The following is a 16,541-nucleotide window of genomic DNA, read 5'->3' as shown; positions in this document are numbered from 1 at the left end:
GGGCTGAGCCGTCCGGCGGTCAGCCGTGCACGTGCAGTGGCTTGCCCGCGAGCGCCAGGAAGGCCTCGCCGAGCGACTCGTTCTGGGTCGGGTGTGCGTGCACCAGCGGGGCGACGTCCTCCGGGTAGGCCTCCCAGCTGTAGATCAGCTGGGCCTCGCCGATCAGCTCGCCGACCCGCTCGCCGACCAGGGTGATGCCCACCACCGGGCCGTCGGGGGCCTTGACCAGCTTGACCCCGCCGCTGGTCTTGAGGATCTGGCTCTTGCCGTTGCCCGAGAGGTTGTAGACCAGCGTCTCGGCGGCGCCGTACTTCTCCTTGGCCTGCGCCTCGGTGAGGCCGACCGAGGCGACCTCGGGCTTGCAGTAGGTGACCTTGGGGATGCCCGCCTCGTCGATGACCTTCGGGTTCTGCCCGGCGATGTCCTCGGCGATGAAGATCCCCTGCTGGAAGCCGCGGTGCGCGAGCTGCAGGCCGGGCACCAGGTCGCCGACGGCGTAGACGCCGGGCAGGTTGGTGCGCAGCCGCTCGTCGGTGAGCACGAAGCCGCGGTCCATCTTCAGGCCCGCCTCCTCGTAGCCGTGGCCCGCGCTGTTCGGGCCGCGGCCGACCGAGACCAGCAGCAGGTCGGCGTCGAAGGTCTCGCCGGACTCCAGCGACACGTGCACGCCGTTGTCGTCCTGGGTGGCGCCGGTGAAGCGGACCCCGGTCTTGAACTTGATCCCGCGCTTGCGGAAGGCGCGCTCGAGCTGCTTGGAGGCCCACTCGTCCTCCAGCGGCACCAGCCGGGGCAGCGCCTCGACGATGGTCACCTCGGCGCCGAAGGAGCGCCACACGCTGGCGAACTCCACGCCGATCACACCGCCGCCGAGCACCACGACCTGCTCGGGCACGTAGTCCAGGTTCAGCGCCTGGTCGCTGGTGATGATCCGGCCGCCGATCTCCAGACCGGGCAGCGTGCGGGCGTAGGAGCCGGTCGCCAGCACCACGTTCTTGCCGGTGTAGCGGGTGCCGTCGACCTCGACGGAGTTGGGCCCGACGAAGGTGCCCGAACCCTCGACGATGGTGACCTTGTTGGCCTTGAACAGGCCCTGCAGGCCCTTGTACAGGCCGCCGACGATGCCGTCCTTGTAGGAGTTGACACCGTTCATGTCGATGCCCTCCAGCGAGGACTTCACGCCGAACTGGTCACCCTCGCGCGCGTTGTCCGCGACCTCGGCGGCGTGCAGCAGCGCCTTGGTCGGGATGCAGCCGCGGTGCAGGCAGGTGCCACCGACCTTGTCCTTCTCCACCAGGATGACCGAGAGTCCGAGCTCGGCGGCGCGGAAGGCGCAGGCATAGCCACCGGACCCGCCACCCAGGATCACAAGGTCAGCGGAGGTGTCAGTCACGGGATCTCCTCGACAGGCGACAACGTTCTATACATCGAAAGTCTTCCGAGGTGGTGGCCGGGTTTCGGCCCGCGCCTGCCACCACACGACATCTTGTCACTACGTGGGGCACGCTTGCGAGGTGGCCGGTGTGTCCTACACCCCTGTTCGAGTTACCCGCTGGTACCCCGATCGGGTCGGGGACACTGGTAGGAGCGGACCGACATTCGGAGGTGGCGTCGGTGGGTGTTTTCGACTCGCTGCGCAGGAAGCGGCAGAAGCCCGGCGTGCTGCGCGGGGCGAGCAAGCAGGACACGGCGCACCTGGACGAGTGGGCGGGTGAGCGCCAGGGCGTCGAGGCCTACGTGGAGCCCCGGACCAACGTGACGGACACGACCATGGTGCTCGTCGCGCACGACGGCGAGTGGACCCGGCGGCGGATCGCGGACTTCGACAGCGCGCTGGAGTTCGGCAAGAAGCGGTCGATCCCGGTGTACGAGGTGGCCAGGGTCGGCTACCCGCAGCGGATGCGCGACTACATGGCCAGGCAGAAGCGCGAGGGCCGGGGCTGAGACGCCCACGCCGCCGCGCCCGGGGACCCCGGTCGCGGCGGCGTGGATCACTGCTCGGTCCCGCTCGTCAGCCGTTCTCGGCGATGTCGGCCAGCACCGCGGCGATGGTGCGCACCGGTACCCCGGTGGCGCCCTTGCCGCTGTAGCCCCACGGGGCGCCCGCGTTGTACGCCGGGCCCGCGATGTCGATGTGCGCCCAGGGCAGGCCCTCGGGCACGAACTCGGCGAGGAACACGCCCGCGGCGAGCATGCTGCCCCAGCGGTGGCCGGTCACGTTGGCCAGGTCGGCCAGCCGCGAGTCCAGGTCCGCGCGCAGCTCCTCGGGCAGCGGCATGGCCCAGCCGCCCTCGCCGGTGGCCCGGGCGATCGCGGCGACGCGGTCGCGGAACTCGTCGCTGCCCATCACGCCCGAGGTGCGGTTGCCCAGCGCCACGACCTGGGCGCCGGTGAGCGTGGCGGTCTCGATCAGGTAGTCCGGGTCGTCCTCGCCCGCGCGCACGATGGCGTCGGCCAGGATGAGCCTGCCCTCGGCGTCGGTGTTGAGGATCTCGACGGTCTTGCCGCCGTACATGGTCAGGACGTCGCCCGGGCGGTAGGCCGCGCCGGAGGGCATGTTCTCGGCCATCGGCACCGTCGCGGTGACCTCCAGCGGGTACTTCAGCTTCGCCGCCAGCACGACGCTGGCGATGACCGCCGCCGCGCCGCCCATGTCCGAGGTCATCTGCTCCATGTTGGCCGCGGGCTTGATCGAGATGCCGCCGGTGTCGAAGGTGATGCCCTTGCCGACGAGCGCGACCCGCTTGCGCGCCTTGGCGCCCTTGTAGGTGATCCGCACCAGCCGGGGCTGGCGGGTGGAGCCGACGCCGACGCCGAGGATGCCGCCGAAGCCCTGCTTCTTGAGCGCCTTCTCGTCGAGCACCTCGACCTCGAGGCCCAGCGACTTGGCCAGCGCGGCGGCCCTGTCGGCGAAGGAGGCCGGGTAGAGGTCGTTCGGCGGGGTGTTCACCAGGTCGCGCGCGGTGGCCACGGCCTCGGCGATCGCGGTGGCTGCCTTAAGGGTGGCGCGGTGGTCCTTTGTGGTGCCCTCGGCGGGCGCGGCCAGGTCCACCTTGGCCAGTTCCGGCCGGGTGCCCTCGGACCGGTAGGCGGTGAACGAGTACGCGCCGAGCACGGTGCCCTCGACCGCGCCCTGGAGGTCCACAGTGGACAGCGTGCTGGCGGCCGAGCGGCTGCCGAGCAGCGCGCGGGCGGCGGCACCGGAGGCGCGGCGCACCTGCTCGGCGGTGACGGCGCCGTCGGCGCCCGGCTTGCCCAGGCCCGCGGCCACGACCACGGCGGCCTTGAGCTTGCCCAGGGTGGGGATCTTGACGATCTCGTCGGCCTTGCCGGTGGCGCCGAGCGCGCCGAGCACCTCGGTCAGCTTGCCGTCGAACGCCGCGTCCACCGCTTCGCTGCCCGGCGCGAGCACCGCGCCCGACCCGTTCTGGATGGTGCCGACGACGATGGCGTCGACGGGGGCCTCGGAAACCGGGGTGGCGGCCAGGGCCAACTTGGGGGCGGTCACAGATGTGCTCCTCGGGATATCGCTCGGGTGACCCGGCTGGGTCCTCGTGAGACCTTTCGGACCTGGTGGGGCCGGTCCTACGGCCAGGTAATGACGCATGCTAACGAGTTGGGGGCCGCATTCAACCAGCGGCCGGATGGAGATTTCGGTTCGTGTCTGACACGGTTGTGCCCGTGACAGCGATGGGACAGGCGTCGCCGGGGAGCTGGGCTACAGTGCCCGCCGCCGTCGGCGCGGCGCTGGGCGCGGGGGCGTTGCTGACGATCGGTCCCGCAGCTGGTGCCGCGGGCTGGTGGACCCTGGCCGCCCTGCCGCTGGCCGCTCTGGTCGCCCTGCTGACCGCGGTCTCCTTCGCCGACCTGGCCGCGCAGTCCGGTCCGGGCGGGATCCCGGCCCATGTCACGGCTCGGCTGGGCGAGTGGCCGGGACGGCTGGCGGGTGTGCTCGACCTGTCCGGCAGGCTGGTGGCCGGTGCCGCAGTCGCGGGCGCGGCCGCGCGGTACCTGCTCCCCGGCGCGCCCGGAGTGGCCGCCGCGGGGTTGGTCGCGGTGGTCGTCGCGCCCGCCGCGATGAAGGTTGCGCCTGCACCTACATTACTCCGAGTGGCTGGTCTTGTGACGATCGTCACAACATTGTTGTTCGTGACAACCGGGTTGGCCATCGAACCCGTCGTCCAAGCCGTCTCCGCGCCCGCGGGCACCCCGGGGACCGACGACCCGACCGGGCTGCTGACCGCCGCGGGTGTCCTGTTCTTCGGTTTCCTCGGCGCCGAGCGCGCGGGCGGGCCGCGGGCGCGCGTGGGCGTCGTGGCGGTGGTGCTGGCCGGGCTCGGTTACCTGCTCGTCGCCTTCGTCGCGCTGCGCCACCTCGGCGGCGCCCGGCTCGCGCTCTCCCCGACCCCGCTGCGTGACGCCCTCGCCGCCGCCGACGGGTCCGCGATCGACCCGCTGCTCACCCTCGGGATCGCCGTCGGCGCCGTCTTGGCGCTGCACGTCCTGCTCACGGGCGCCGTGGGCAGCGCGGCCGAACTCGTCGCGGCGGGCGAACTCCCCGGCGTCGCCCGCGGGCCCGTGCTCTGCGCCGCGGCGATGGCAGCGGTGGCGCTGGTGCTCAGCCCGACCACGGCACTGGCCCTCGCGGCCACCCTGGTGCTCGGCGCGCACGCCTTCGTCAACTCCGCCGCCCGTCAGCTGTGCCGGGTCGAGCGGTCCACCTGGGTGCGCACCGGGTGCTGCGGCCTGGCGCTGTCGGTGATCGTCGGGGTCAACATCAGCCTGACCTCCCTGCTGGGCGCGCTCGCGGTTCTCGGGGTGGGCACGGCGTTGTGCGCGGCGTACGCCCGACGCGGCTCCCGGGTGTCCGCCGGGGGTCACCCCAGGTAGTTGGTCGTCCGATCCTCGGGATACCGATTTTCCCGAGGCGGATCGGGAGATACCGTCTTCCCATGACGCCTACGCCGTTCGCACGGACCCCCAACCCGAACCCGGCGACCCCGGAGCGGGTCGCGGAGGTACTTGCCAAGCCGGGCTTCGGGCAGTTCTTCACCGACCACATGGTGACGATCCGCTACACCCGCGCGAACGGGTGGCACGACGCCAAGCTGGAGCCCTACCGCCCGATCACCCTGGACCCGTCGGCGATGGTCCTGCACTACGGGCAGGCCATCTTCGAGGGCCTCAAGGCCTACCGCCAGCCCGACGGCACCATCGCCTCGTTCCGGCCCGAGGCCAACGCCGCCCGCTTCAACGCCTCCGCGCGCAGGCTGGCCATGCCCGAGCTGCCCGAGGAGCTGTTCCTGACCTCGCTGCGCGAGCTCGTCGCCGCCGACGAGCGCTGGGTGCCCGAGCAGGCCGAGGAGTCGCTCTACCTGCGGCCCTTCATGATCTCCACCGAGGCCGCCCTGGGCGTGCGCCCGTCCGACGAGTACCTCTACGTCGCCATCGCCTCCCCGGCGGGCGCCTACTTCGCCGGCGGGGTCAAGCCGGTCACGGTGTGGCTGTCCACCGAGTACGTGCGCGCGTCCCCCGGCGGCACCGGCGCGGCGAAGTTCGCGGGGAACTACGCGGCCTCGCTGATCGCCCAGGCCCAGGCCGCCGAGCAGGGCTGCGACCAGGTCGTCTGGCTGGACGCGGTGGAGCGCCGCTGGGTCGAGGAGATGGGCGGGATGAACCTGTTCTTCGTCCTCGGCTCGGGCGCCGACGCCCGCGTGGTCACCCCGGAGCTGTCCGGGGCGCTGCTGCCGGGGATCACCCGCGACTCGCTGCTGGCCCTGGCCGCCGACCTCGGGTACGGGGTCGAGGAACGCCGGATCTCCACTGAGGAGTGGGAGAAGAAGGCGGAGTCGGGGGAGCTGACCGAGGTCTTCGCCTGCGGGACGGCCGCGGTGATCACGCCGGTGGGGCATGTGAAGCACGCTGAGGGCAGCTTTGACATCAGTGGTGGGGTGACTGGGCCTATCACCTCGCAGCTGCGGGAGAGCCTTACTCGGTTGCAGCGTGGGGAGAGTGTTGACTCTCGGGGTTGGTTGACGACTCTCTGAGTGCGTTCGTGGCTGCCTGCTTCCCTTACGCACAATTGTGACTACGGGCCGGGGTTGGGTGTCAAGGCGGGAAAGATGCCTTGACACCCAACCCCGGCCCGTGTTTTGGGCTGCGTATGGGATGCAGGGCGGGGACTGGTCGCAGGCAGCGGGTTTGGTTGCCGGGTGGCGGTCGGTGGGTGGTGGTTGTGGTGGGTGGCGTTGGCCGCTAAAGGGTGGCCGTGCATGCGATGAGGATTGTTGCCGTGGTTAGTTCGCTGGTAGCGCCTAGTACGTCGCCGGTGATTCCGCCGAAGCGTTTTTGGGTGTGCCGCGTTAGGGTCAGGACAACGAGGGCTGCTATTGCCACTCCTGTTGGGCCTAGCCACCAATGACCTGGAACGACCAGGGTGGACACTCCCAAGAGGATGGTCAGCCAGGCCGCCGGGATCCATGGGGGTTGTGAGTCGGCGACCAGGGCTCCCAGTCCCGAAGGGCGAGCGGCTGGGACACCCCGCACGCAGCAGGCGGTGAATGCCGCGCGTCCTGCCACGATCGCCAGCACCACCGCGCCCCATCGTTGTGGTACCAGTGCGGCGTAGGAGACAGCCTGGGCGCCGAGTACTACCAGCAGCGTTACCACGCCGAATGGTCCGGCGCCGCCGGAGCGCATTACTTCCAGCGCGCGCTCTGGTGGGCCGTAGCACCCCAGTCCGTCAGCGGTGTCGGCCAGGCCGTCGAGGTGCATTCCGCGAGTGGCCAGTGCGAGGAAGCCGACCGTCAGGACGCCGCCGAGTAGTGCGGGTAGGCCCAGTAGGTGTGCTCCGAACAGGACGCCCACGGCTGCGAAGCCCAGTAGCAGGCCCACAAGCGGTGCGAGTGTGATGGCGCGCCGCGTGTTCCGGGGGTCCACCGCGTCGGCGTCGGATACCCGGATTGGTAGCACTGTCAGCCAGGACAGTGCCAACCGCAGGCCGGTTATCGCCAGCCGCCGTTCTTGACCTTCAATTCCGGGAGCGGGATGGTTCGGCCGCTCACCCCGGCGTCGTCGAAGGTCGCCATCTCGGCCAGGACGCGGGCGGCCATGGACAGCAGCGGCAGTGCCGCCACGGCGCCGGTGCCCTCGCCCAGGCGCAGGTCCAGGTCCAGGATCGGCTTGAGGTTCAGCTGTTCGAGCACCAGCGCGTGCGCGGGCTCGACCGAGCGGTGCCCGGCGACCCACCACTCCGACGCGCCGGGGGCCAGTTCCTCGGCCACCAGTGCCGCCGCGCCGGAGACCAGGCCGTCGAGGATCACCGGGGTCTTGCGGACCGCCGCCTGCGCCAGGAACGCGGCCATCGCGGCGATGTCGGCGCCGCCGACGGTGCGCAGCAGGGCGACCGGGTTCGCGCTCACCTTCCGCGCGCGGCGCAGGCCGTCGCGGATCGCGGCCGCCTTGCGCATCCAGCCCTGGTCGTCGACGCCGGTGCCCCGGCCGACCACGGCCACCGGCTCGGCGCCCGCCAGCGCGGCGATCAGCACCGCGGCCGGGGTGGTGTTGCCGATCCCCATGTCCCCGGCGATCAGCAGGTCGGCGCCGCCGTCGACCTCCTCGTCGGCGATCGCCCGACCCGCGGTGATCGCCGCGACGACCTCGGCGTCGGTGAGCGCGTCCTCGCGGTCGATCGAGCCGGACGAGCGGCGCACCTTGTGCGCGGTGACGGCCTCGGGGTACGCGTCGTCGGTGTCCACGGCCAGGTCCAGCACGCGCACCGTCGCCCCCGCCGTGGCGGCCATCGCGTTGATCGCGGCGCCCCCGGCGAGGAAGTTCGACACCATCTGCGCGGTGACCTCGCTGGGGAAGGCCGAGACGCCGTGCGCGGCGACGCCGTGGTCGCCCGCGAAGATCACCACCCGGGGCCGGGCGAACGGCCGCGGCGGGCACTGGCCCTGGCAGGCCGCCACGAACACGCCCAGCTCCTCCAGCCTGCCCAGCGAGCCCGCGGGCTTGGTCAGCCGCAGGTGTCGGGCCACGGTCTCCCGGTGCGTGGGCGCGTCCGGGGTCGGGATGTGGGGGAAGTCGGTGCTCACCCGGGATACCTCCGCGAATCGCTCATTTCAGCCGCAGCGGCAGACCCGCGACCAGGAGCAGCACGTCACTGCAGACCTCGGCCAGGGAGGCGTTGACCGCTCCGAGCTCGTCCCGGAAGAGCCTGCCAGAGCGGGTGCCGGGAACCACACCCAGCCCGACCTCCGCGGACACCAGCACGACCGGCGCCGGACACGCCCGCACCGCCGCCACCAGCCGCATCGCCTCCGCGCGCGGCCGGTCCAGGTCCGCGCTCTCCCACGCGCCCGCGTCGTCGAGCACACCGGTGAGCCAGGTCGCCACGTCGTCGAGGAGGACCGGGAGCTCCGGCGCGGCCAAGGCGGCCACCACGGTGTCGGTGTCCGGCGCCTCGACGGTCAGCCAGGTCTTGGGCCTGCGGGCGATGTGGGTGGCGATGCGCGCGTCCCACTCGGTGTCCCCGGGGACGCGGCGCGCGGTGGCGAGGTAGACCGACGGGCCGCTGAGCAGCCCCTCCGCGTGCGCCGACTTGCCCGAGCGTGCCCCGCCGAGCACCAGCGTCTTGTCCACGCCTGGTCACGCTACCGTTGACGGCGTGAGCTTCCGCTGGCGCTACGAGGACGGGTCCGGCACCCCGGTCACCGGCCCGGACCTGACCTTCGACGACCAGGCCGAGGCCGAGGAGTGGTTCGGCGCCGAGTGGGCCGACCTGCTCGCGGCCGGCGTGCACCAGGTCGTGCTGCTCGACGGCGGCGCCGAGGTCTACGGCCCGATGAGCCTGCACCCGCCCACCCAGTAGGACGCGGGTCCGCGCACGATTAACCTGCTGCACCGTGCCCCGCCGCAACCGACCCAGGCCGGACGCCGAGGCGCGCCCGCTCGGCGGCGCGGCGAACCAGCGGGTGGAGTCCGGCCCGGACGGCGACTGGCTGGTGCGCAGCATCCCCGGCGCGCAGGCGACCAAGTTCTACCGCTGCCCCGGCTGCGACCACGAGATCCGCCCCGGCACCCCGCACGTGGTGGCCTGGCCCGCCGAGGAGTTCGGCACCGTCGAGGACCGCAGGCACTGGCACCCCGGCTGCTGGTCGGCCCGCGGCAGGCGCGGCCCCACCCGGCGCCGGTGATCGCTGCCCGCGGTCCGGCTGGTGGGCGTGACATCGGACCCCGGCAGGGCACGTGCCCTTCTAGTCGGAGGCTGAGTTCGTGCTGCCGGTCCCACCCGGCGCCCGCGAACCAGGGCCGGTGACAGACTGGGCCGGTGCGCAGAATCGGCCCGGACACCCTGCTCCCCGCCCGCCGCTCCATCGTCACCCTGACAACCGCGGACGGCCTGCGGCTGGCCGGTGAGCTGGCCCTGCCCGCCGACCGCGAGCCCAGCGCCACCGTCGTGCTGCTGCACCCGAACCCGCTCGGCGGCGGCTCGATGGACACCCACCTGATCCGCAAGGCCGCCGCCCGGCTGCCCGCGCTCGCCGGGCTGGCCACCTTCCGGTTCAACACCCGGGGCACCGCCAGCGAGTCCGGCGCCAGCGAGGGCGAGCACGGCGACGGGGTGACCGAGCGCGCCGACGTGCGCGCCGCCCTGGACTTCGTCGCCGACCTCCCCGCGCCCTGGCTCGCCGCGTGGTCGTTCGGCACCGACCTGGCCCTGATGCACGGCTGCGACCCCCGGGTGCGCGGGGCCGTGCTGATGGCGCCCACGCTGCGCCGCTCGAGTCCCGAGCACCTCGCCGCCTGGGCCGCCGCGGGCAAGCCGGTGCGCTGCCTGGTGCCCGAGTTCGACGACTACCTGCGCCCGCCCGCCGCCCGCGAGCGCTTCGCCGCCGTGCCGCAGGCCGAGGTGATCGAGTTCACCGGGGCCAAGCACCTGTTCGTCGGCTACGCCGAGGAGGCGTTGGACTCGTTGGTCGAGCTGGTGGCGCCCGAGGTCGAGCTGCCGCTGCCGCGCCACTGGTAGAAGCGGGACAGCGCGCCCGCGTACATCCCCTCGCGGAACTCGGTGAACCCCAGCTTCTCGGCCACCCGCCGCGCCGGGGTGTTCTCCACCGTGGTGACGATCCACACCGCGAGCCGGGGCAGCTGCCGGGCGGCCAGGTCCATCGCGGCCCTGGCCATCTCCGGGGCGTACCCGTGGCCCCAGGAACTGGGCCGGAAGCGGTAGTACAGGTTCAGGTAGCGCTCGCCGTCGAACTCGCTGTGCTGCAGCCCGCCCAGCCCGATGAGCGCGCCGGTGGCGGTGACCTCGACCGCCCAGTAGCCGAAGCCGTGCGCCCGCCAGTGCTCCACCCAGGCCACCAGCTGGCTCGCCGACTCGTCCGGGGTGTTCGCCCCGCCGGGGCGGAACCGGGCGGCCGCCGGGTCGCCCTGGATCTCGGTGACCTGGGCGAGGTCCGCCGCCGTCACCGGTCGCAGGCTCAGCCGTTCGGTGCGGATGCCGCTCATGCCCCGAACCTAGCTGGCGGGACGGTGGCCCGGTGCGCTTGCATGGTCATCATGGACGAACAGGCCGCCTCCCTCCCGTGTCCCCAACCCTGGCGCCGAACCGACGGAACGCCCAACCCCGCGGGCACCCCGTCCGGTGCCGTCGCCGTCGTGCGCACCGACGACGCCGCCGGGGTCCTGCTGCCCTCCCGACCCGCCGCCGTGGCCGCGGGTGTCGTGCTCGTGCTGGTCGGCCTGGCGATGGCCGTGCCCGGCGGGCTGCTCATCGCGGGCGGCCCGACGCTCGCCGTGGTGGCCGGGGTCGTCCTCGGTCTGCTGGGCCTGCTGCTGCTCGCCGCCGGGGTCTTCGCGCTCACCCGCAAGCAGCGCGACGTCGGCATCCTGCTGACCCCCGAGCACGTGGTCCTCAACTGGGTCCGCCCGGCCGTGCGGGTCCCGTGGGGTTCGATCACCGAGATCCGGCCGCTGGCCCTGCGGATGGGCCGCAAGCGGGGCGCGCTGAGCCAGAACTACCTCGGCGTCGCCGCCCACGAGCACAGCGAGGAGGCCGAGCGGATGCGCAAGGTCGCCACCCGCTTCGGCCCCGACCTGCTGTGCGCGGTGTCGATGCGCACGGTGAACGTCGACCAGCTCGTGGTCCTGCACACGCTGCGCTACTACCTGGCCAACCCCTCCGCGCGCACGGAGCTGGCGGGCGAGGACGCGGTCCAGCGCATCCGCGCGGGCCGGGTCGGGGAGGCAGGATGACCGTGTGCACCCCCTGATGCTCTTCCACGCCTTCCCCCTCGACTCCCGGATGTGGGACGGCGTGCGCGCGGAACTGTCCGCGCACGTCCACCTGATCACCCCCGACCAGCGCGGCTTCGGTCGCGCACCGCTGGGTTCGGCGGAGCCGTCGCTGGAGGTGGTGGCCGCGGACATGGTCGCCCTGCTGGACACCCTCGGCATCGAGCGCGCGGTGGTCGGCGGCTGCTCGATGGGTGGGTACGTGGCGATGGCCATGCTGCGCGCGGCCCCCGAACGCGTCGCGGGTCTGCTGCTGGTGGACACCAAGGCCCCAGCGGACACCCCAGAAGCACGAACGAATCGGCTCGCGGTGGCCGATCGGGCCGAGCGGGAGGGGATCGCGCCCTGGCTGGCTGACACGATGCTGCCCAATTTGCTGGCCGACCAGTCCGCCGCGGGTTTGGTGCGGGGATGGATGGAAGAGCAGCCGGGGGAGTCGGTGGCCTGGGCCCAGCGAGCGATGGCGGCCCGCCCGGACTCGGTGGAGACACTGCGAGCACTGGACCTGAACGCCCTGGTGGTGCACGGCGAGGCTGACGGCCTGATGCCGGCCGCGCTGGGCGAGCAGCTCGCGGAACTGACGGCCGGGGAGCTAGTGGTGCTACCCGGAGTCGGACACCTACCACCGATCGAGTCCCCTAAAGCCTTCACCGCAGCAGTCCTGCCATGGCTCACGGCTAGGTAACCGGACACCCAGACCTGCCGAGCCAGTGCGCTGGCGAAGGCTTGGCCTGTCTGGCCCACTAGCTCAGCTCGGCCATTCGGGCCAACTGGGCCGGCCTGCCGGCTAGATGAGTGATTCCGTGAAGTTGGTGTTAGTGGTCGTAGGCGATGAGTGATCGTTTGCTGGTCAGGCCGGTGGCCCAGTTGTGCCAGATCGCGGTGGCCATGGCCAGCAGACGCTGGGCAACTCGGGTGAACACGCCGTGCGGGGTGCGTCCGCCGTGGGCTTCGAGGTCGAGATGGCCTTTGAGGGTCTGGTTGACCGACTCGATCCGCTGGCGAACGCCGCCGAGGTGGCCGTTGCGGTAGGTCTCGTCCTTGCGGTCCGGTCGTAGCAGGTCCAGCCCCATCCTCTCGGTCAGATTCTTGAAGGCTTTCCCGGCGAACCCCTTGTCCGCCAACAGAACTTGACCATCGCGGATGAGGTGGTGGTTGTGGTCGAGCAGCGCGGCCAGCACCTCGCGTTCACCGATTCTCGGAGTGGCCAGGCACCACATGACCGGCATCCCGTCCCCGGCGCAGACGAGGTAGAGCTTGAGGCCCAGTACCACCGGGAGTGTGACGCGCAGTAGCCGTAGCCGGCGTGTCCGGCCAGGTCGGAGCGTTTCACGGTCTCTCTGGACATGCCGCAGGGCACGGGGGTGGCGTCGGTGATCCACAGGTCGTCGAACCAGGACGGGCAACACGCGGCCAAGGTCAGGATCGCCCTGCACAGCAACGGTTGCGCGGTTTTCAGGCGTTTGTGGTAGCCGGACTGGGTGAGCATGGCGGGGAACATCGCCCGCCAGTCGGGGTCGGCGTGGATGTGTCGGATCCAGCGGCGTTCACTGGCATACCGCTGCAACATCTGGGCCACGGCCAGCGTGATCAACTCACTGTCGGTCAACTCGGGTCGGCGGCCACGTCCGGTGCGGGGCGGCACGACATGGTCGTCGATCAACACGTAGAGTGCGGTCAGGAGGGTGTTCAGTTCTTTCGTCACACATTGATCTTGAACACCCTCCTACCCACGCGGTGAACCAGCCCCGCCTCACACCACCTTCACGGAATCACTCATCTAGCCAGCCCGACCAATCGGCCAGCTCGTGCGAGCCCACCTAGCTCGGCCAGCTTGCCAGCCCGGCGCGGCAGTCCTGCTTGATCAGGTGGACTCGCCGGCGCAGCGGACGAGTTTGGCCAGCCTGATCACCGGGCCAGCCCTGCCAGCCGGGCTGGTCGATTCGGTGGGAGGGCTCGCGCGATCGGCTGGGCTCGCTCGCGCGGCCCGACGAGCCTGGTCAGCCTGATCACTCGGGCCAGCCCGATGAGCCCGATAGCCCTGACAGCCGGGCCCACCCAGCCGGTTCGGCGCGGTGAACAAGCCCCGGCTTGTTCACCGGCGACCGGCGACCGGCGACCGGCGACCGGCGACCGGCGACCGGCGACCGGCGACCGCGACCGGCGACCGCGACCGGCGACCGCGACCGGCGACCGCGACCGGCCGCGTACCGCTTGGGTGGCCCAGCTGGGTTGGCCTGGCCGGCCTTGGTTTTCCCGGCTGGCCCGGTGGCCTATTCGCGCTACGGGAGTGGATCGAGTCGCCCGGTGATCAGCCTGTCCGTGCTGCCGTGCTGCCGTGCTGCCGTGCTGCCGTGCTGGTCGCTGGCGAAGGGTTTCCTGACCGGCAAGTACCGCGACGGCGGGGCCGCGGTGGACAGTCCGCGCGCCGGTGCGGCCTCGGCGTACCTGGACGACCGGGGACGACGAGTGCTGCTGCCGTGCTGGCCGTCGCATCGTGCGGTCGAGCCGGGTTGAGCCGTCGCGCGACCGGTATCGGCCTGGTGTGCTGGTCGACGTCACCAGTGCCAGTGGCGTCCCCGGTCCGAGCCCCGCCCACGAGGGCTCGGACCGGGGAGCCTGTCCATCAGCGCCTGCGCCGCTTCCGGGCGCGTCGCTCGTCGTCGGGGTGCAGTTCGATGCTCGGCATCCCCTCGTCCTCCTCCTCGTCCACCCCGAGCCCCAGCAGGTCGGCCGCGCGCTGCTGCACGAGGTCGACCAGGCCCGCGGGCTCGGTGCCCGCCCGGCGCAGCACGCTGTGCCGGAGCCTGCTGTAGCCGCGGACCGAGACCGGCCTGCGGCTGCGGGTGGTGAAGTGTGCGGCATCGACCAGGGCGTTGGCCAGACCCTTGTCGACCAGGACCGTGCCGGGACGGGCGGCTGAGGTGAGCCTGCTGGCGATGTTGACCACCGATCCGTACACGTCGCCGAAGCGGCTCAGGACCCGGCCGTAGGCCAGTCCGGCTCGCAGGGCGGGCAGTTCCGGCTCGGCCGCCGCCCGCTCCAGCAGGCGCAATGCGATCTCCGCGCCGTGTTCCGGGTCGTCGACCACGAAGAGCACCTCGTCGCCGAGCATCTTCACGATCCGGCCGTGGTTCTCGGCGACGACCTCAGCGGTGACCAGGTCGAACCGGTCGACCAGCCGGACGAGCTCGGCCTCGTCGGCGCGCCGGGTGCGGGTGGTGAAACCGACCATGTCGGCGAACCCGACGACCTGGCTGCGCGACTCGATGTCCCCGGGCGCGGCCAGCGCGCGGCCCGCGTAGGCGGCCAGGTGCCTGCGCCAGGCGAAGTTGTGCATCCGCTCCAGGTCGGGCACCAGCCGTTCGACGAGTCTGCCCAGCTGGCGCTCGTCGGTGAGCAGCTCGGGGTTGGCCGCCAGCACGCCGCGCAGGACGTCGACCTCCCACTCGGCCAGTCGGGACAGGTGCTGGCCGAGCATCCGCGCGGTGGCGGTGGCCAGCTCGGGTTCCAGGATGCCCGCCGACATCAGCTCGTCGGTCATCCGCAGCGTCTCGGCGTCGCTCTCGGTGAACACCACCTCGTCGTCGCCGACCGTGGCGAAGCCCAGCGCCCGCCACAACGACATCGCGCGCTCGAGCGGCACCCCGGCCTTCGCGCAGACCTCCCCGCGCGTGTACTCGCGCCGACCGCCGAGCAGCACTTCCTCCACGCGCCGTTGGGCGGCGGCCAGGGTGTCTTCGTCGTTCTCGGCCATCGCGGTCAGGTGGTGTGCACGATCAGGACGTCCACACCGGACTTGCGCGCGGCCTCGGCGGGCACCGAGCCCAGGATGCGCCCGGTCAATGTGTTGAGCCCGCGGTTGCCGACCACCAGCAGGTCAGCGCCGCGCTCGGCCACGACCCTGGCCAGCGTGGGCACCGGGTCGCCGTCGACCACGACCGTGTCGATCTTCACCGCCCCCGCCCGCCGGGCCCGCTCGGCGGCGGTGCGCACCGACTCCTCGGCCGGGTTCGAGCCGACCACCTGGTAGGCGACGTCGTCGCCGAGGGTGTCCTGGGTCCGTTCCAGGTCCCGACCGGCCGGGGCCTGGAACGCGCAGGCGATGACCAGCGTGGCACCGGCGTCCGCCGCGATCGCGGCCGCGCGGTCGACCGCGCGGAAGGACGAGTCCGAGCCGTCGGTCCCGACGACCACGGTCTGGTAGGCGGTCATGTCGATGTCCCTCCCGGTTATCTACTTCCCAGTAGACCTACCAGGACAACGACGCGCACGCCCATCGGACGCGCGGGCGTGATCACGATCCCGCTACGCCCAGGTGCACCCTGCGGTGATCTGCCCGCCTCGATCTCGTCGAAGTTCCGCGCCCGCTGGTCCTGCCGGGTGTTCGCGAGCCGGTGCGCTCGGTGGCCCGAGTCGCGTGAGGCATCCTGAGACCTTGTTGAGTCCTGCGGGTCGCCGGAGATCTTGGTTGCCGCGATGGGCAGCCCGTGTCTTGCGGGATTTGTCGGTCTTGTTCGCTTGAGTTGCGCGGGAGGCGTCGTTGAACACCGACGAAATGCTGGCGGTGGCGGTCGGCGAGGCCCGGATCGGCTTGTCCGAGGGCGGCGTGCCGGTGGGTGCCGCGCTGTTCGGCCCGGACGGTGAGCTGTGGGGAAGCGGTCGCAACCGGCGGGTGCAGGACGGCGACCCGTCGGTGCACGGCGAGACAGCGGCTTTCCGCGCGGCGGGCAGACGCCGGTCCTATCGCGGCACCATCATGGTGACGACGCTGTCCCCCTGCTGGTACTGCAGCGGCTTGATACGCCAGTTCGGCATCTCGTCCGTCCTCATCGGTGAGTCGACGACGTTCACCGGCGGCCACGACTGGCTCGCCGACCACGGCGTGTCAGTGACAGTGCTGGACGACCCGCAATGCGTGCGGATGATGTCGGAGTTCATCGCCCAGCATCCCGACCTCTGGTTCGAGGACATCGGCGACTGACAAAGGTACATCGCTTCCTGCACGCACTCACCCACAAAAGTAAGTGACTCACCTTTCTATTGGTGGCGAGATGTCCCGATAGAACAACCATTGACTATGAAAAGTAAGTGACTTACCTTTTTCTGGGCTGGGCTGGGCTGGGCTGGGCTGGGCTGGGCTGGGCTGGGCTGGGCTGGGCTGGGCTGGGCTGGGCTGGGCTGGGCTGGGCTGGGCTGGGCTGGGCTGGGCTGGGCTGGGCTGGGCTGGGCTGGGCTGGGCT

Annotated in this window: 18 protein-coding genes and 1 pseudogene; 10 read left to right on the top strand and 9 right to left on the bottom strand. The window is 71.7% G+C overall.

Annotated elements, in window-relative coordinates; all coding sequences use genetic code 11:
• Window positions 1-19: 19 nt before the first annotated feature.
• Window positions 20-1,390 carry a dihydrolipoyl dehydrogenase gene (gene lpdA, locus QSK30_RS30975; protein ID WP_285508308.1) on the bottom strand — a complete coding sequence of 457 codons (1,371 nt, stop codon included), beginning with the start codon at window positions 1,388-1,390 and terminating at the stop codon, window positions 20-22.
• A gap of 212 nt (window positions 1,391-1,602) precedes the next feature.
• Between lpdA and QSK30_RS30970 the strand changes: the two genes are divergently transcribed.
• The gene (locus tag QSK30_RS30970) at window positions 1,603-1,941 is read left to right on the top strand and encodes an oxidoreductase (RefSeq protein ID WP_285508306.1); all 339 of its coding nucleotides are present in this window, start codon (window positions 1,603-1,605) and stop codon (window positions 1,939-1,941) included.
• Between the two features lie 67 nt (window positions 1,942-2,008).
• Here QSK30_RS30970 and QSK30_RS30965 read toward each other — a convergent pair whose 3' ends face one another.
• A complete protein-coding gene (locus QSK30_RS30965) occupies window positions 2,009-3,505 on the bottom strand; it encodes a leucyl aminopeptidase (protein WP_285508304.1) in 1,497 nt (498 codons plus the stop codon).
• A gap of 173 nt (window positions 3,506-3,678) precedes the next feature.
• Here QSK30_RS30965 and QSK30_RS30960 point away from each other — a divergent pair, with 173 nt between their 5' ends.
• Together QSK30_RS30960 and QSK30_RS30955 are read left to right on the top strand one after the other, a co-directional pair.
• Window positions 3,679-4,887, top strand: coding sequence for a hypothetical protein (locus QSK30_RS30960; RefSeq protein WP_285508303.1), 1,209 nt, complete (start codon window positions 3,679-3,681; stop codon window positions 4,885-4,887).
• Window positions 4,888-4,949: 62 nt separating this feature from the next.
• Entirely contained in the window at window positions 4,950-6,044 is a 1,095-nt protein-coding gene (locus QSK30_RS30955; RefSeq protein ID WP_285508302.1) for a branched-chain amino acid aminotransferase, read from the top strand.
• A gap of 208 nt (window positions 6,045-6,252) precedes the next feature.
• Here the strand turns inward: QSK30_RS30955 and cobS are convergent, their stop codons facing one another.
• From cobS to QSK30_RS30940, 3 genes are read right to left on the bottom strand one after another with little or no spacing between them, the layout of a single operon-like run.
• On the bottom strand, window positions 6,253-6,990 hold the full coding sequence (cobS, locus tag QSK30_RS30950) for an adenosylcobinamide-GDP ribazoletransferase (RefSeq protein WP_352231647.1): 738 nt from the start codon (window positions 6,988-6,990) through the stop codon (window positions 6,253-6,255).
• Between the two features lie 11 nt (window positions 6,991-7,001).
• Window positions 7,002-8,093: a nicotinate-nucleotide--dimethylbenzimidazole phosphoribosyltransferase gene (cobT, locus tag QSK30_RS30945; protein WP_285508301.1), complete on the bottom strand. Its 1,092-nt coding sequence runs from the start codon at window positions 8,091-8,093 to the stop codon at window positions 7,002-7,004.
• A gap of 22 nt (window positions 8,094-8,115) precedes the next feature.
• The gene (locus tag QSK30_RS30940; protein WP_285508300.1) at window positions 8,116-8,640 is read right to left on the bottom strand and encodes a bifunctional adenosylcobinamide kinase/adenosylcobinamide-phosphate guanylyltransferase; all 525 of its coding nucleotides are present in this window, start codon (window positions 8,638-8,640) and stop codon (window positions 8,116-8,118) included.
• A 25-nt stretch (window positions 8,641-8,665) separates the two neighbouring features.
• Here QSK30_RS30940 and QSK30_RS30935 point away from each other — a divergent pair, with 25 nt between their 5' ends.
• The 3 genes from QSK30_RS30935 (at window position 8,666) to QSK30_RS30925 (ending at window position 10,027) form a co-directional block, all read left to right on the top strand.
• Window positions 8,666-8,869, top strand: a complete 204-nt coding sequence (locus QSK30_RS30935; protein WP_285508299.1) for a hypothetical protein — start codon at window positions 8,666-8,668, stop codon at window positions 8,867-8,869.
• Window positions 8,870-8,903: 34 nt separating this feature from the next.
• Window positions 8,904-9,194, top strand: coding sequence for an Rv1322 family protein (locus QSK30_RS30930; RefSeq protein WP_285508298.1), 291 nt, complete (start codon window positions 8,904-8,906; stop codon window positions 9,192-9,194).
• A 134-nt stretch (window positions 9,195-9,328) separates the two neighbouring features.
• Window positions 9,329-10,027 (top strand): alpha/beta hydrolase, encoded by a 699-nt coding sequence (locus QSK30_RS30925; RefSeq protein ID WP_285508297.1) that lies wholly within the window; start codon window positions 9,329-9,331, stop codon window positions 10,025-10,027.
• Here the strand turns inward: QSK30_RS30925 and QSK30_RS30920 are convergent.
• A complete protein-coding gene (locus QSK30_RS30920) occupies window positions 9,949-10,512 on the bottom strand; it encodes a GNAT family N-acetyltransferase (RefSeq protein ID WP_285508296.1) in 564 nt (187 codons plus the stop codon). The genes QSK30_RS30925 and QSK30_RS30920 overlap by 79 nt on opposite strands.
• A gap of 51 nt (window positions 10,513-10,563) precedes the next feature.
• Here QSK30_RS30920 and QSK30_RS30915 point away from each other — a divergent pair, with 51 nt between their 5' ends.
• The gene (locus tag QSK30_RS30915; RefSeq protein ID WP_285508294.1) at window positions 10,564-11,259 is read left to right on the top strand and encodes a hypothetical protein; all 696 of its coding nucleotides are present in this window, start codon (window positions 10,564-10,566) and stop codon (window positions 11,257-11,259) included.
• A gap of 16 nt (window positions 11,260-11,275) precedes the next feature.
• Entirely contained in the window at window positions 11,276-11,983 is a 708-nt protein-coding gene (locus QSK30_RS30910) for an alpha/beta fold hydrolase (protein ID WP_285508362.1), read from the top strand.
• A gap of 130 nt (window positions 11,984-12,113) precedes the next feature.
• Here QSK30_RS30910 and QSK30_RS30905 read toward each other — a convergent pair.
• Window positions 12,114-13,003 (bottom strand): annotated as a pseudogene (locus QSK30_RS30905) (IS982 family transposase).
• Window positions 13,004-13,605: 602 nt separating this feature from the next.
• Here QSK30_RS30905 and QSK30_RS37205 point away from each other — a divergent pair.
• On the top strand, window positions 13,606-13,815 hold the full coding sequence (locus QSK30_RS37205) for a hypothetical protein (protein ID WP_502871913.1): 210 nt from the start codon (window positions 13,606-13,608) through the stop codon (window positions 13,813-13,815).
• Between the two features lie 109 nt (window positions 13,816-13,924).
• On the opposite strand, the gene QSK30_RS30895 is transcribed toward QSK30_RS37205, so the two are convergent.
• Together QSK30_RS30895 and QSK30_RS30890 are read right to left on the bottom strand one after the other, a co-directional pair.
• On the bottom strand, window positions 13,925-15,055 hold the full coding sequence (locus tag QSK30_RS30895) for an adenylate/guanylate cyclase domain-containing protein (protein WP_285508292.1): 1,131 nt from the start codon (window positions 15,053-15,055) through the stop codon (window positions 13,925-13,927).
• Window positions 15,056-15,060: 5 nt separating this feature from the next.
• Window positions 15,061-15,513 (bottom strand): universal stress protein, encoded by a 453-nt coding sequence (locus QSK30_RS30890; protein WP_285508291.1) that lies wholly within the window; start codon window positions 15,511-15,513, stop codon window positions 15,061-15,063.
• A gap of 343 nt (window positions 15,514-15,856) precedes the next feature.
• Between QSK30_RS30890 and QSK30_RS30885 the strand changes: the two genes are divergently transcribed.
• Window positions 15,857-16,282 carry a nucleoside deaminase gene (locus tag QSK30_RS30885; RefSeq protein WP_285508360.1) on the top strand — a complete coding sequence of 142 codons (426 nt, stop codon included), beginning with the start codon at window positions 15,857-15,859 and terminating at the stop codon, window positions 16,280-16,282.
• Window positions 16,283-16,541 lie beyond the last annotated feature (259 nt).

The sequence above is a fragment of the Actinokineospora sp. NBRC 105648 genome, from assembly GCF_030269645.1.
In the GTDB taxonomy this organism is placed as follows: domain Bacteria; phylum Actinomycetota; class Actinomycetes; order Mycobacteriales; family Pseudonocardiaceae; genus Actinokineospora.
Note: the sequence above shows the minus strand (reverse complement) of the source record. Positions and strands in the feature narration are given on the sequence as shown.

What these genes read in the sequence shown, in the direction of transcription:
- QSK30_RS30955 (WP_285508302.1), top strand. Translation starts at nt 4,950, where the DNA reads ATGACGCCTACGCCGTTCGCACGGACCCCCAACCCGAACCCGGCGACC.
- QSK30_RS30920 (WP_285508296.1), bottom strand. Translation starts at nt 10,512, where the DNA reads ATGAGCGGCATCCGCACCGAACGGCTGAGCCTGCGACCGGTGACGGCG.
- QSK30_RS30915 (WP_285508294.1), top strand. Translation starts at nt 10,564, where the DNA reads ATGGACGAACAGGCCGCCTCCCTCCCGTGTCCCCAACCCTGGCGCCGA.
- QSK30_RS30910 (WP_285508362.1), top strand. Translation starts at nt 11,276, where the DNA reads ATGCTCTTCCACGCCTTCCCCCTCGACTCCCGGATGTGGGACGGCGTG.
- QSK30_RS30895 (WP_285508292.1), bottom strand. Translation starts at nt 15,055, where the DNA reads ATGGCCGAGAACGACGAAGACACCCTGGCCGCCGCCCAACGGCGCGTG.
- QSK30_RS30890 (WP_285508291.1), bottom strand. Translation starts at nt 15,513, where the DNA reads ATGACCGCCTACCAGACCGTGGTCGTCGGGACCGACGGCTCGGACTCG.
- QSK30_RS30885 (WP_285508360.1), top strand. Translation starts at nt 15,857, where the DNA reads ATGCTGGCGGTGGCGGTCGGCGAGGCCCGGATCGGCTTGTCCGAGGGC.